This is a genomic window from Pseudomonas capsici (assembly GCF_017165765.1).
GTDB classification, from domain to species: domain Bacteria; phylum Pseudomonadota; class Gammaproteobacteria; order Pseudomonadales; family Pseudomonadaceae; genus Aquipseudomonas; species Aquipseudomonas capsici.
The window spans coordinates 328,215-342,580 of the sequence record NZ_JAFGZD010000006.1; the positions used below are offsets into that span (position 1 = coordinate 328,215).

Below are 14,366 nucleotides of genomic sequence, written 5' to 3' on the forward strand. Positions count from 1 at the left end.
TCCACTAACTGTGTTTGTTGTTGGGAAAAGCTCATGCACCCGAGCCACGCGCAGTGTGACAGCGGGCATTTTTTGGACCGACTTGAAGCAGTAACCTTGAAAAAAGGTGAGAATGCAGGCCATCAGGGCCGGCAAGCGCGCCTATGATATCCAAGAATCGTCACCAGCTTAAGGCCAAGGGCGCAAATGAAACGATCCGCTTTCTTCATCTCGGACGGCACAGGTATCACCGCCGAAACGTTGGGCCAGAGCCTGCTGGCTCAATTTGAAAACATTACGTTCAACAAGTTCACGCGCCCCTACATCGACAGCGTCGAAAAGGCGCGGGCGATGGTACAACAAATCAACAATGCCGCCGACAGGGACGAGGTGCGACCGATCATCTTCGATACCATCGTCAACCAGGAAATTCGCGAAATCCTGGCGACTTCCAACGGTTTCATGATCGACATCTTCTCGACCTTCCTTGCGCCGCTGGAGCAAGAGCTTAGTTCACACTCGTCCTACTCGGTGGGCAAATCGCACTCCATCGGTCATAACTCCAACTATATGGAGCGTATCGAGGCGGTGAACTTCGCCCTGGACAACGACGACGGTGCGCGAACCCATTATTACGACAAGGCCGACATCATCCTGGTAGGCGTCTCACGCTGCGGCAAGACCCCGACCTGCCTGTACATGGCCATGCAGTTCGGCATCCGGGCCGCCAACTACCCGCTGACCGAAGACGACATGGAACGCCTGCAACTGCCGGAAGCCCTCAAGGCCCACCGCAGCAAACTGTTTGGCCTGACCATCGACCCGGACCGCCTGACCGCCATCCGTCACGAGCGCAAGCCCAACAGCCGCTACTCCAGCTATGCCCAGTGCGAGTTCGAAGTGCGTGAGGTAGAAAGCCTGTTCCGCCGGGAAAACATCCCGAACATCAATTCCACGCATTTCTCCGTGGAAGAGATTTCAGCCAAGGTGCTGGTAGAGAAAGGTGTGGAACGACGCTTCAAATAGTCCTTTCCACGTACGATGAGTTTGTGGGATGCAGCTTGCTGGCGACTTCAGCGCAGAATATATGCCGCTTCACGGGCCTTTTCGCCAGCAAGCTGTCTTCCACAAGTTTTGTTTATGCCTTAACTGATCGGCACCCGCACCCAGCCTTCCATAAGGACCCTGGCACTACGGCTCATGATGGCCCTGGTGACTTTCCATTCACCCTCTTCCAACTGCGCCTGAGCACCGACGCGCAAGGTGCCGGACGGGTGCCCGAACGTCACCGCCTCGCGCTCGCCGCCACCGGCTGCAAGATTGACCAGCGTGCCCGGAATCGCCGCAGCGGTGCCGATGGCCACGGCAGCCGTGCCCATCATGGCGTGATGCAGCTTGCCCATGGAGACAGCCCGCACCAACAGGTCGATATCCTGGCTGTTGACCGGTTTGCCACTGGAAGACAGATAGTCCGCCGGGCCGGCAACGAAAGCCACCTTGGGGGTGTGCTGACGCAGCGCAGGATCATCGATGCTCTTGATCAGCCCCATGCGCAAGGCCCCGTGTGCCCGGATGCTTTCCAGTTTCGCCAGCGCCTGGGCGTCGCCATTGATATCGCCCTGCAATTCGGTGCCCTGGTAGCCGATATCGGCGGCATTGACGAAGACCGTGGGGATACCGGCATTGATCATGGTCGCCTTGAGCGTGCCAATGCCAGGCACCTGCAGCTCATCAATCAGGTTACCGGTGGGAAACATCGATCCGCCCGCCCCCTCTTCCTCTGCGGCCGGGTTCAGAAACTCCAGTTGCACCTCGGCGGCCGGAAAGGTCACGCCATCGAGTTCGAAGTCGCCGGTTTCCTGCACTTCACCGCCGGTGATAGGTACATGGGCAATGATGGTCTTGCCGATATTGGCCTGCCAGATTCGCACCACAGCCACGCCGTCATGGGGAATGCGAGCGCTCTCCACCAGGCCCTGACTGATGGCGAACGAGCCAACGGCCGCCGAGAGATTGCCGCAGTTACCGCTCCAGTCGACAAAAGGCTTGTCGATGGACACCTGACCGAACAGGTAATCGACATCGTGATCGGCTTTATTGCTGCGCGACAGGATCACGGTCTTGCTGGTGCTGGACGTCGCGCCACCCATGCCATCGATCTGTTTTTCGTAAGGGTCGGGGCTGCCGATGACCCGCAGCAGCAAGGCATCGCGAGCAGTACCCGGAACCTGCGCGGCTTCAGGCAGATCCTGCAGGTTGAAGAACACCCCTTTGCTGGTGCCGCCGCGCATGTAGGTGGCCGGGATTCTGATCTGTGGCTTCATTGGAGGTTTCCTTGGATGGTGAAACCTCTGCAGGAGCGAATGAGCTCGCTCCTGCAGGGTATGTCAGGCTTGTGCAGACTCCAGGAAGTCCTGGGCGAATCGTTGCAACACACCGCCCGCCTCATAGATGGACACTTCTTCGGCAGTATCCAGACGACAGGTCACGGGCACTTCCAGACGCTCTCCGTTCTTGCGCTGGATCACCAGCGTCAGGGTTGCCCGAGGCGTGCGCTTGCCGAGCACATCGAAGGTTTCGCTGCCATCGATCCCCAGTGTCAGACGGTTGGTGCCTGCCAGGAATTCCAGCGGCAAGACGCCCATGCCCACCAGGTTGGTGCGGTGGATACGCTCGAAGCCCTCGGCAGCAATGGCTTCGACACCCGCCAGACGCACGCCCTTGGCTGCCCAGTCCCGGGACGAGCCCTGACCGTAGTCGGCACCGGCAATGATGATCAGCGGCTGCTTGCGTTCCATATAGGTTTCGATGGCTTCCCACATGCGGGTTACCTTGCCTTCCGGCTCGATGCGGGTCAGCGAACCCTTCTTGACCTTGCCATCCACCACGGCCATTTCATTGAGCAATTGCGGGTTGGCGAAGGTGGCGCGCTGCGCCGTCAGGTGATCGCCGCGATGGGTCGCATAGGAGTTGAAGTCCTCCTCCGGCAAGCCCATTTTCGCCAGGTACTCGCCCGCCGCACTGTCGAGCAGAATCGCGTTGGAAGGCGACAAGTGATCGGTGGTGATGTTGTCCGGCAGCACCGCCAGCGGACGCATGCCCTTGAGGGTGCGCTCACCGGCCAACGCGCCTTCCCAATAAGGCGGACGGCGGATGTAAGTACTCATCGGGCGCCAGTCATACAGCGGCTCGACTTTCGGACCGTTATCTTCTTCGAGGGCAAACATCGGAATGTAGACCTGTCGGAACTGCTCCGGCTTGACCGAAGCCTTGACCACTGCGTCGATTTCCTCGTCGCTCGGCCAGATATCCTTGAGGCGGATTTCCTTGCCGTCGGCAATGCCCAGCACATCGTTTTCGATATCGAAACGGATGGTGCCCGCAATGGCATAGGCCACCACCAGCGGCGGCGAAGCCAGGAAGGCCTGCCGGGCATAGGGGTGGATGCGTCCGTCGAAGTTGCGATTGCCGGACAACACTGCCGTGGCATACAGGTCGCGGTCGATGATTTCCTGTTGAATCTCGGGATCCAGCGCGCCAGACATGCCATTGCAGGTAGTACAGGCAAATGCCACGACACCAAAGCCCAGTCGTTCAAGCTCAGGGGTCAGCCCTGCCTCATCCAGATACAGCGCGACCGCTCTGGAACCGGGCGCCAGCGAGGATTTCACCCAGGGCTTGCGACTCAGGCCAAGACGATTGGCGTTGCGTGCCAGCAAACCGGCAGCAATCACGTTGCGCGGGTTACTGGTGTTGGTGCAACTGGTGATGGCGGCAATGATCACAGCGCCATCCGGCATCTGTCCCGGCACTTCCTGCCATGGCCCGGCAATGCCCCTGGCCGCAAGATCCGTGGTTGCGACGCGGGCGTGAGGGTTGGACGGCCCGGCCATGTTGCGCACCACACTGGACAGATCGAAGCTCAAGACCCGCTCGTATTCGACCCGCTGCAAGCTGTCGGACCACAACCCGGTGTGCCGCGCATACAGCTCCACCAGACGCACCTGCTCGTCATCGCGCCCGGTCAGGCGCAGGTAATCGATGGTCTGCTGGTCGATGGAAAACATCGCGGCCGTGGCACCGTACTCGGGAGCCATGTTGGAGATCGTCGCCCGATCCCCGAGAGTCAGGCTCGTTGCGCCTTCTCCGTAGAACTCCAGATAGGCACCGACCACTTTCTGTTTGCGCAGGTATTCGGTCAGCGCCAGCACCACGTCAGTGGCGGTAATACCGGGCTCGCGACGCCCGGTCAGCTCGACGCCGACGATATCCGGCAGGCGCATCCAGGAAGCGCGTCCGAGCATGACGTTCTCGGCTTCCAGACCACCCACGCCAATCGCGATTACACCCAACGCATCCACATGGGGCGTATGGCTGTCAGTGCCCACCAGCGTATCCGGGAAAGCCACGCCTTCACGCACCTGCACCACCGGCGACATTTTCTCCAGATTGATCTGATGCATGATGCCGTTGCCCGGCGGGATCACTTCGACATTCTTGAAAGCCTTTTTGGTCCAGTCGATAAAGTGAAAACGGTCTTCGTTGCGACGATCTTCGATGGCCCGGTTCTTCTCGAACGCCTGCGGGTCATAGCCACCACATTCCACCGCCAGCGAGTGGTCGACGATCAGTTGTACCGGCACCACCGGATTGACCAGCGCCGGGTCGCCGCCCTGGGAGGCAATGGCATCGCGCAGGCCAGCCAGATCCACCAGCGCGGTCTGGCCCAGAATGTCATGGCACACCACCCGCGCCGGAAACCACGGAAAATCCAGGTCGCGCCTGCGTTCCACAAGCTGGCTCAGGGAAGCCTTGAGCATGGCCGGATCACAGCGACGCACCAGGTTTTCGGCCAGCACCCGCGAGGTGTAAGGCAACAGATCGTAGGCACCCGGGCTGATGGCCTCGATTGCCTCGCGGGCGTCGAAGTAATCCAGCGAGGTTCCGGGAAGCGGCTTGCGGTATTCAGTGTTCATGGCACGGGGACTCGATCACGGAGTTGGGAGTAGAGAGGGGAGCTCATGGGTGGCTCCCCTTCTCTTTTCAGCGCTGTTCGATGGGCACGAAGGTACGCTGTTCGACGCCGACATATTCGGCGCTCGGGCGGATGATGCGGTTATTGGAGCGCTGCTCGAAAACATGAGCGGCCCAGCCGGTCAGGCGCGAACAGACGAAAATCGGCGTGAACAGCTTGGTGGGAATCCCCATGAAGTGATACGCCGAAGCATGGTAGAAGTCGGCATTGGGAAACAGCTTCTTCTGCTCCCACATGGTCTTGTCGATGGCTTCGGACACCGGGAACAGCACCATATCGCCGACTTCGTCCGCAAGCTTCTTCGACCAGCCCTTGATGACCTCGTTGCGCGGGTCGGACTCTTTGTAGATCGCATGGCCGAAGCCCATGATCTTTTCCTTGCGCTCCAGCATGCCGAGCGTGCCCTTGGTGGCCTCTTCGGCCGACGCAAAGCGCTGGATCATTTCCATGGCCGCTTCGTTGGCACCGCCGTGCAGCGGGCCGCGCAAGGTGCCGATGGCTGCCGTGATGCAGGAGTACAGGTCAGACAGGGTCGAGGCACAGACCCGTGCGGTAAAGGTCGACGCGTTGAATTCGTGCTCGGCGTAGAGAATCAGCGAAACATCCATGACCTTGCGATGCAGTTCGCTGGGCGACTTGTCGAGCAGCAGATGCAGGAAGTGGCCGCCGATGGAGGTTTCATCGGTCACGCAATCGATGCGTTTGCCGTCATGGGAGAAGCGATACCAGTAACACATGATGGCCGGAAACGCCGCCAGCAGACGGTCGGTGGCATCGCGCTGCTGCTCGAAGCTCAGTTCGGGCTCAAGGGTGCCGAGCATCGAGGCACCGGTACGCATGACATCCATCGGATGGGTATCGGCCGGAATGCGCTCCAGCACTTCTTTCAGTGCCTGTGGCAGATCACGCAGGCTCTTGAGACGATCCTGATAGGCCGTCAACTGGGCCTGGGTCGGCAATTCGCCGTAGAGCAGCAGATAGGCGACTTCTTCAAAACGGGCCTCGGCAGCCAGTTCGCGCACGTCATAGCCGCGGTAGGTCAGGCCCGCACCCGCGAGACCGACAGTGGACAGGGCAGTCTGGCCGGCAACCTGACCCCGCAGGCCCGCACCGCTCAATACTTTTGCTTCAGCCATTGCATTCTCCAGTTCTTGAAATTGTCGGGAATTGGCGATTCGTTTTTTTCGCGAATGAATCCTGCACACATAGATCGACACTTGTGGGAGGCAGCTTGCTGGCGAAAGGGCCAGTAAAAACGGCACATACACTAGATTTCATTCACGCTGTCGCCAGCAAGCTGCCTCCCACAAAGTGTGCAGGTCACCCCTTCTTCTGCGCAAACAGCGCATCGAGCTTCTGCTCGAAGGTGTGATAGTCGATGGCGTCATACAGCTCCATGCGCGTCTGCATGGTGTCGATCACATTCTTTTGCGTACCATCGCGGCGAATCGCGCCATAGACGTTTTCCGCCGCCTTGTTCATGGCGCGGAATGCAGATAGAGGATAGAGCACCAGCGAAACGTCGGCGGCGCGCAGCTCGTCCACCGTGAACAGTGGCGTTGCACCGAATTCGGTGATGTTGGCCAGGATCGGCACGCCTGCACGGTTGGCAAACTGCTTGTACATGCTCAGTTCGGTAATGGCTTCGGGAAAGATCATGTCGGCACCGGCTTCGATACAGGCCGCTGCCCGCTCCAGCGCCGACTCCAGCCCCTCGACCGCCAGGGCATCGGTACGCGCCATGATCACGAAACTGCTATCGGTTCGCGCATCCACTGCCGCCTTGATACGGTCGACCATTTCCTGCTGCGAGACGATTTCCTTGTTGGGACGATGCCCGCACCGCTTGGCACCGACCTGATCCTCGATATGGATGGCTCCCGCGCCCGCCTTGATCATCGACCTGACCGTGCGCGCCACGTTGAACGCCGAAGAACCGAAACCGGTGTCCACATCCACCAGCAGTGGCAGGTCGCAGACATCGGTAATGCGCCGCACATCCGTCAGCACATCATCCAGCCCGGTAATGCCCAGGTCAGGAATACCCAGGGAACCAGCCGCCACGCCGCCGCCCGACAGATAAATCGCCTTGAACCCGGCGCGTTTGGCCAGCAAGGCATGATTGGCGTTGATCGCTCCTACCACTTGCAAAGGCTGCTCGCTGGCCACCGCATCACGGAAACGCTGGCCGGGAGTTTTATTGTCGTGACTCATTTCTCACCTCGGTCGGGAGCCGCCTGGTAATGGCGCTCGATGTTGCGTCTGGAAGCGCCGATATGGCGGCGCATCAATAATTCGGCCAGTTCACCATCGCGATCGGCGATGGCGTCCAGGATGCGATGGTGTTCGGCAAAGGCCTGGCGCGGACGATTGGGTGTGGTAGAGAACTGGATGCGATACATGCGCACCAGTTGATACAGCTCACCGCAGAGCATCTGGCTCAGGGTCTTGTTGCCGCTGCCTTGAATGATGCGGTAATGGAAGTCGAAATCGCCTTCCTGCTGGTAGTACCCCAACCCCGCCTGGAAAGCCGCATCGCGCTCATGGGTGTCCAGCACGCTGCGCAACTCGTCGATCTGCTCGGTGGTCATGCGCTCGGCGGCCAGACGACAGGCCATGCCTTCGAGGGATTCACGGATTTCGTACAGCTCGATCATCTCGGCATGGCTGAGCGATACGACGCGCGCGCCTACATGGGGAACCCGCACCAGCAATCGCTGACCTTCCAGGCGGTGGATGGCCTCACGTAGCGGCCCGCGACTGATGCCGTAGGTGCGTGCCAGTTCCGGTTCGGAAATCTTGCTGCCAGGTGCGATCTCGCCCTTGACGATGGCTGCCTGAATGCGCCGGAAGACGTTTTCGGAAAGGGTTTCCGAATCCTCGGTAGCAACTGCGGAAGTCTCGACTGCGTCCGACATATTGTCGACACCTTTAAAATCCAGTGAGAACAAATCTAGTAAATACAGCCTGATTCGTCAAAGACATTCTCAGGATTGTCGACAATCCATTCCAGCAGCGACTATTAACCTTCCCCTGTCACCCCGACGACGGACAGGATAACTGGCATCACAAAACCTTCATGCTAGAATGGCGACCGCATCTGCCCAGTGCAGCTATTCAAAGGACACGGCCTGCCAGACACGCCAGGCTGAAAAACCTGCGCTGCGGCCCTGAAGTTTTCCGCCTGTCGCGCAAGGACCTATGAGACTCGAAACCCTCACCACGTTGCTCTGTCTGCTGTTTCTTCCTGCCCTGTGCGCTGCCGCCAACAAGACCGTCTACGGCCTGAACGAATACGCCAGACTCATCAACATCGACCTTGAAGTCGCCGCCAAACTCGACACCGGCGCGAAGACCGCCTCGCTGAGTGCGCGTGATATCAAACACTTCAAACGCAATGGCGAGAACTGGGTTCGCTTCTATCTGGCCATCGACAACAGCCATAAACACCCCATCGAACAGCCCTTGACGCGTATCAGCCAGATCAAGCGACGGGCCGACGATGTCGACCCGGACGACGAAAAAAAGTACAGCGCGCGGCCAGTGATCAACCTCGACATCTGCATGGGTGAAGTTTTACGCACCATAGAAGTGAACTTGACCGACCGAAGTGCTTTCCAATACCCGCTTTTGATTGGCTCCGATGCACTCAAGCACTTCGATGCGCTGGTCGATCCAAGCCTTAAATTTGTGGCGGGCAAGCCCGCCTGTGCCTCCGTCGTTCAAAACGCAGAGTAAATACATGCGCTCTCTTACCCTTCATCTGAAAATCCTGATCACGCTTCTGGTGACACTCGGCATCGCGATCACGGCTTATCAGATTGTCATTCTCGGCATCCCGCTGACCGAGGACGAGACCGATGACCTGTGGAACATCGACGCCAAGGTGGAATTCCAGGCCAACAGCAAGGAATCGATCAAGATCCAGATGTTCGTCCCGCCCTTGACCACGGACTACATCAGCCTCAACGAAAGCTTCATCTCCAACAATTACGGCGTCAGCGTCAACCGCGTCGATGGCAATCGCAAGGTGACCTGGTCTTCGCGACGCGCCAATGGCAACCAGACACTGTATTACCGACTGGTGCTGACCAAGCGCTACGGTGCAGACAAACCCAAGAGCAAAGGCCCGATCTTTCGCGACAGCATTGCGGTAGAAGGTGCCGAGAAGATCGCTGCCGAAGCCTTGCTCGCCCCGATTCGCCGCCACTCCGCCGATGTCGAAACCTTCATCAGCGAAGCCATCAAGCGCGTCAACAACCTCAAGGACGATAACGCCAAGCTGCTGCTGGCCGGCGACACCTCGGCGCTCAAGAAAGCCCAGATAACCGAGCTGCTGCTGTCCATGGCTCACGTGCCGATGGAAAAGGTCCACACTATCCGCCTGATCGCCGACCAGCCACAGACCCCGGAACTGTGGCTGCGCAGCTTCAACGGCAAGGAATGGCTGTATTTCAACCCGGACACCGGCGAAGCCGGGCTGCCGGATGACCGGCTGCTGTGGTGGACGGGCGACGAGAACCTGATCAGCATCGATGGCGGCAGAAAGGCCACAGTGACGTTCAGCCTCAACAACAGCGAAATGAACGCCATGCGGCTGGCCAAGCTGACCGACGAAAACACCGACAGCGACTTCCTGTCCTACTCGCTGTACGGCCTGCCCCTGCAAACCCAGCAGACGTTCATGATCATGGTGATGATCCCGATTGGCGTGCTGGTGATCCTGATCCTGCGCAATCTGGTCGGGCTGCAGACCCTGGGCACCTTCACTCCGGTACTGATCGCCCTCGCCTTCAGGGAAACCCAGCTGGGCTTCGGCATCGCGTTGTTTACCGTGATCACGGCACTGGGCCTGTCGCTTCGCTCCTACCTCGAACACCTGAAACTGCAGATGCTGCCGCGCCTGTCGGTGGTGCTGACCTTTGTCGTGGTGCTGATCGCGGCCATCAGTCTGTTCAGCCACAAACTGGGCCTGGAACGCGGCCTGTCGGTGGCACTGTTCCCGATGGTGATTCTGACCATGACCATCGAGCGGCTGTCGATCACCTGGGAAGAACGCGGTGGCGGCCATGCCATGAAAGTAGCCATCGGCACCCTGTTCGCGGCCTCTCTGGCGCACCTGATCATGACCGTGCCGGAGCTGACATACTTTGTGTTCACCTTCCCGGCAGTGCTGCTGATTCTGGTCGGCTTCATGCTGGCAATGGGCAGATACCGTGGCTATCGCCTGACCGAGCTGCTGCGCTTCAAGGCCTTTCTCAAGGCAGAAGACGCCAAATGATCGGTCTATGGAAAACCTGGAAGGCCCTGGAAGCCAAGGGCATCATGGGCATCAACCGGCGTAACGCCGATTATGTGCTCAAGTACAACAAGCGCAGCCTGTACCCGATTGTCGATGACAAGATCATCACCAAGGAACGGGCCATACAGGCTGGCATCCAGGTGCCGGAAATGTATGGTGTGATTTCCACGGAGAAGGAAATCGACCGGCTCGACGACATACTCGGCAGGCATACCGATTTCGTCATCAAACCCGCGCAAGGTGCGGGCGGCGACGGAATTCTGGTGGTTGCCGATCGTTTCGAGGGGCATTACAAGACCGTTTCCGGGCGCATCATCAGTCACTCGGATATCGAACATCAGGTGTCCAGCATCCTGACCGGGCTTTATTCCCTGGGCGGGCATCGCGACCGCGCCCTGATCGAGTACCGGGTCATCCCGGACCAGATCTTCAAGAGCATCAGCTACGAAGGCGTGCCCGATATCCGCATTATCGTACTGATGGGCTATCCGGTCATGGCCATGCTGCGCCTGCCGACCCGCCAGTCCGGCGGCAAGGCCAACCTGCATCAGGGTGCCATCGGTGTCGGTGTAGGCCTGGCCAGCGGTGTGACCCTCGAAGGCACCTGGCTCAACAACATCATCAACAAGCACCCCGACACCGCCAATGCCGTGGACGGTGTGCAGCTCCCCTATTGGAACGGTTTCATGAAGCTCGCCGCCGAGTGCTACGAGCTGTGTGGCCTGGGCTATATCGGCGTCGATATGGTCCTGGACCAGGAAAAAGGCCCGCTGATCCTGGAACTCAACGCACGTCCCGGCCTGAACATCCAGATCGCCAACAACTGCGGGTTGACTCACCGGACCCAGGCCGTCGAGGAGCATCTGGAAGAGCTGTCCCGCAAAGGCGTCAAGGAGACGCCTGAGCAGCGGGTGGAGTTTGTGCAGGAGAGGTTTGGGCATTCCTAGGAAGGCATCACGAGTAATCCAAAAAGGTTACGGGAAGGATCGCCTATTGGCGAATTTCCTCAATCTTCGTGACCATTGTTGTTCTACGCCCCATCTGATAAAGCTTATGCCCGACAGGGGTACGATAATCAAGCCCGCTCGCGTACTCTTCTTCCAAGGCTATACGCATACGCCTGGTCAATGTATTTTCCCAAACAGGGCCTTCCTGAAACCCAAACCGACGCCCATCATTTCGAAACCATAAGGCAACCTCATCGGGTCCTAGATCCCGAAGTATCTCGCCCCTAAGTTTGGCAGGTTGGCCTGCACTCTTCGGTAAAACTTTTGCAGTACCTCCAACAACGGCTCCTGCTTTGACACCGAGAGCCACTCCACCCGCAACTCCCGCAACAACTCCTGCCCCCAGGCTCACCCATCCCAATGATTCGCTTATCGCTCCAGTGGTTAGTGCGCTACCCAGTGCACTTCCAGCCGAAACGATGCCAGCGACAACTGCCATCTTGGTCGCAATTGCTCCCGCAGCAGCGGCAGCAGAGGCACTAACACCTAGTAAGGCAGCCGCAGGCGCTGCAATACCCGCTGTCAGAACCGTTGCCGCAATCCCTGCAACGAGACCGACCCACCATGGCATATGCCCATCCGGATCCACATAATTGACCGGATCCCCCAGACCATACGCATAAGGATTCAGCCCCCCTTCATCGAACGGGCTCAGGCTGTCCGGGCTATGAAAACGCATCAACACCGGGTTGTAGGCACGATAGCCCTGCCCCAGCAAGTACCAGCCGGTGGAGGGTTCGCGCAATTCGCCATTGAAGGCTGATCGACTGTCGACCTGCGATGAATCACTGCGATAACCATAGGCGGTATAGTCAAGAGCCGTGGCGCTCCCCGCCTCGCTTTCAGCGAGGACCGTATTCCTGGCATCGGTCGCCAAAAGCGCAGTTCCGGCATCGATACCGCCTCGGCGCTCGGCCAGCAAGGTATCGGCACCGCGTAAAAAGGTGCGTTGCCCACCCCCCTGCAACTGGTTCGCCAGTTGCCCCTCTCGATAAAAGCGCTGCTCGGGGCTACCCGCCAGATTGGACCGGGTCAGGCTGTCCTGAGCGTCATAACCATAACCAACCAGCTCGGATCCATCGTTGAGAGAGACCGCAAGCAGGCGGCCCAGCGCATCATACTCGAGCGCCCTTCCGGCCTCATCGAGCGTCAGATTGCCGTTATCGTCATATTCCAGTTCGATGCTGGCGGGATAATCGGGGTGACTGTTGCGCACGGCACTGAGCTGAGTCGGATCCAGCCCGGTGTATTCGTACAGGGCTGTATTACTGCCACCGGCAAACACCGTCTCGACCTTCAAAAGGTTATCGAGCACATCGAAGCCGAACACCTGGCTCTGGATCTGTTTGCCTTGCGGGTCCACCGGGGCATCGGGGCCGGAAGCCGTGTAGACCTCCAGACGCCCGCGCGAGTCGTAAACGAAGGTTTCATCACGCAGTACGGTACTGCCCTCTTTCAAGGTTCGCTGCTGCAAGTGGTCGGCAGCATCATAGGCCTGAAGCAACTCCTGCGTCGCGCCTCCCGGCAGAGTAAAACTGCGCAGGACTTCCCGACCTGCATCGTCGTACTCCAGTCTGATAGTCAGGCTCTGGCCATTGTCCCGAGTGGTGATGTTGTTGAGCAGACCTTGGGCGTTATAGCCAAAAGTCGAGATCAGGGTTGCGCTATGGAGCTGTTCCAGACGACCACTGGTGTCATAGCCATATGTCTGGACCTGGCCCAGCACATCGGTATAACCGAGCAAACGCCCCTTGAAGCTGTATCGATATTGCAGGACATAGTCCTCACCGCCCTGGCGTCTGCGCTCCTCCTTGATCTCGCCACTGCTGTAGTAATCGCGCTCCAGTTCCTGATCCTGCTCTTTGCTGCTCACCAGACGAGCAGTCTGCGGATCATAGGTATAGTCAGCGGTGCTGCTCACTATCTTGCGCTGGACGGGCTGCTCGCCCAGTTGCGGCAGGTAGAGATAGTCGATGACCTGGCCAAGAGGCGTATGCACCTTGTCGGGCTGCAGTTGCCCGCCCGAATACTCGAACCGGCTGACCCGGCCACCCACCGTGGACTCAGTCATGCGCTTGAGACCATCGAATGTCTGCTCACCCAGCACCACGTTGTCGACTGAAATCGATATCGGCAAATCTTCACGACTGTGCAAGGCATAAGTACGCTCGATCTCGGCCTTGTCGGGCAATTGCTGGATGTGCAGTCGATCAAAGGCGTCATGGCTGAAAGAGCGATAATGGTTCAAGGCATCGAGCTTGCCGCAGACTCGCCCAAGCCCATCGTAAACAGTGGTTTCCAGACTGATACGCGAGCCATCCAGCGCCAGCCGCTCGACCGAGTCGGGCTTGTCGAACAGATTGGTCACCGTGACTGTCTTGCCCATTCCAGCCTGCCACTCGGTGGTAATGTTCTTGACCGGATCCACAACCTTGTACCGCTTGATCCGGTCCGGGCCGGTGACACTGGACTGCTCTCCCCAGTCATCGTACTCATAGCTGCTGGTCAGGGGCAGCTCACGCAACTGTGACCCATTCTCGATATCCACCCACCAGTCACTTTCGGTGTCTTCGATCAGCAGCCCACGGGTGTCGTACAGTGCCTTGTAGGTCTGGACATATCGGGCCGGATCGTTCTCGTCGGCTCCCTGACTCAACTCCGTCACCACCCGGTTCAAGCCATCGAGCAAGGTCCTGGTCTTGACCCCTTTGACATCGGTCGCTTCCTGCTCGGCCTGCTGGCCATCCACCGCGCTGAGCACATAGCGGTAATGCCGCGTCGCTTCATACGGCGTCCCCGGCGCAGCAGTTTCCTCGATCACCCGCCCCAGCGCGTCGTAGCGGTAGGCAATCTCCACGTCGTTGTCGTCGCGGGTGAGCAGCGGCTGACCATGAAGCAGCGAGTGTTGCAGGGCGTGGGTCTTGCGTACGTTGTCGAAGTCGGTGCTCAGGGTGATCTCGGTGTGCTGCACGGTTTCCCCGGCACGGGCGTTACGGGTTCTCTGGTAGGTGTAGTCGAGAACGGTGGTGCAACCATTGAGGGT

The 14,366-nt window shown here is 59.0% G+C and carries 10 protein-coding genes; 4 read left to right on the forward strand and 6 right to left on the reverse strand.

Going from position 1 to position 14,366, the window contains the following annotated elements:
- The first annotated feature begins 186 nt into the window (after nt 1-186).
- Complete coding sequence (ppsR, locus tag JSY17_RS11305) at nt 187-1,005, forward strand: posphoenolpyruvate synthetase regulatory kinase/phosphorylase PpsR (RefSeq protein WP_025260556.1); 819 nt, start codon at nt 187-189, stop codon at nt 1,003-1,005.
- A 119-nt stretch (nt 1,006-1,124) separates the two neighbouring features.
- On the opposite strand, the gene prpF is transcribed toward ppsR, so the two are convergent.
- From prpF to JSY17_RS11330, 5 genes are all read right to left on the reverse strand, one after another.
- The gene (prpF, locus tag JSY17_RS11310) at nt 1,125-2,303 is read right to left on the reverse strand and encodes a 2-methylaconitate cis-trans isomerase PrpF (protein ID WP_122370157.1); all 1,179 of its coding nucleotides are present in this window, start codon (nt 2,301-2,303) and stop codon (nt 1,125-1,127) included.
- 63 nt (nt 2,304-2,366) lie between these two features.
- Nucleotides 2,367-4,955 (reverse strand): Fe/S-dependent 2-methylisocitrate dehydratase AcnD, encoded by a 2,589-nt coding sequence (gene acnD, locus JSY17_RS11315; protein WP_206401765.1) that lies wholly within the window; start codon nt 4,953-4,955, stop codon nt 2,367-2,369.
- Between the two features lie 67 nt (nt 4,956-5,022).
- Nucleotides 5,023-6,150 carry a bifunctional 2-methylcitrate synthase/citrate synthase gene (gene prpC, locus JSY17_RS11320; protein ID WP_206401766.1) on the reverse strand — a complete coding sequence of 376 codons (1,128 nt, stop codon included), beginning with the start codon at nt 6,148-6,150 and terminating at the stop codon, nt 5,023-5,025.
- A gap of 184 nt (nt 6,151-6,334) precedes the next feature.
- Nucleotides 6,335-7,228 (reverse strand): methylisocitrate lyase, encoded by an 894-nt coding sequence (prpB, locus tag JSY17_RS11325; protein WP_117165686.1) that lies wholly within the window; start codon nt 7,226-7,228, stop codon nt 6,335-6,337.
- Entirely contained in the window at nt 7,225-7,932 is a 708-nt protein-coding gene (locus JSY17_RS11330) for a GntR family transcriptional regulator (RefSeq protein ID WP_117181835.1), read from the reverse strand. Before JSY17_RS11330 ends, prpB begins: the two co-directional genes overlap by 4 nt.
- 283 nt (nt 7,933-8,215) lie before the next feature.
- Here JSY17_RS11330 and rloA point away from each other — a divergent pair, with 283 nt between their 5' ends.
- The 3 genes from rloA to JSY17_RS11345 are packed head-to-tail and all read left to right on the forward strand — an operon-like array spanning nt 8,216 to nt 11,263.
- On the forward strand, nt 8,216-8,752 hold the full coding sequence (gene rloA, locus JSY17_RS11335) for a retropepsin-like aspartic peptidase RloA (RefSeq protein WP_117165688.1): 537 nt from the start codon (nt 8,216-8,218) through the stop codon (nt 8,750-8,752).
- Between the two features lie 4 nt (nt 8,753-8,756).
- Nucleotides 8,757-10,295, forward strand: a complete 1,539-nt coding sequence (gene rloB, locus JSY17_RS11340; RefSeq protein ID WP_117181834.1) for an osmotic stress tolerance membrane protein RloB — start codon at nt 8,757-8,759, stop codon at nt 10,293-10,295.
- The gene (locus JSY17_RS11345; RefSeq protein ID WP_206401784.1) at nt 10,295-11,263 is read left to right on the forward strand and encodes an alpha-L-glutamate ligase-like protein; all 969 of its coding nucleotides are present in this window, start codon (nt 10,295-10,297) and stop codon (nt 11,261-11,263) included. The genes rloB and JSY17_RS11345 overlap by 1 nt, the downstream gene beginning before the upstream one ends.
- 43 nt (nt 11,264-11,306) lie before the next feature.
- Here JSY17_RS11345 and JSY17_RS11350 read toward each other — a convergent pair.
- Nucleotides 11,307-14,366, reverse strand: a 3,060-nt coding sequence (locus JSY17_RS11350) for an RHS repeat-associated core domain-containing protein (RefSeq protein ID WP_206401767.1), incomplete at its 5' end; no start/stop codon positions are given.

Bases quoted from the DNA above. Each gene is read 5' to 3' on its own strand.
- rloB (WP_117181834.1), top strand. From the start codon at position 8,757: ATGCGCTCTCTTACCCTTCATCTGAAAATCCTGATCACGCTTCTGGTG.
- prpF (WP_122370157.1), bottom strand. From the start codon at position 2,303: ATGAAGCCACAGATCAGAATCCCGGCCACCTACATGCGCGGCGGCACC.
- prpC (WP_206401766.1), bottom strand. From the start codon at position 6,150: ATGGCTGAAGCAAAAGTATTGAGCGGTGCGGGCCTGCGGGGTCAGGTT.
- rloA (WP_117165688.1), top strand. From the start codon at position 8,216: ATGAGACTCGAAACCCTCACCACGTTGCTCTGTCTGCTGTTTCTTCCT.
- ppsR (WP_025260556.1), top strand. From the start codon at position 187: ATGAAACGATCCGCTTTCTTCATCTCGGACGGCACAGGTATCACCGCC.
- acnD (WP_206401765.1), bottom strand. From the start codon at position 4,955: ATGAACACTGAATACCGCAAGCCGCTTCCCGGAACCTCGCTGGATTAC.
- JSY17_RS11330 (WP_117181835.1), bottom strand. From the start codon at position 7,932: ATGTCGGACGCAGTCGAGACTTCCGCAGTTGCTACCGAGGATTCGGAA.
- prpB (WP_117165686.1), bottom strand. From the start codon at position 7,228: ATGAGTCACGACAATAAAACTCCCGGCCAGCGTTTCCGTGATGCGGTG.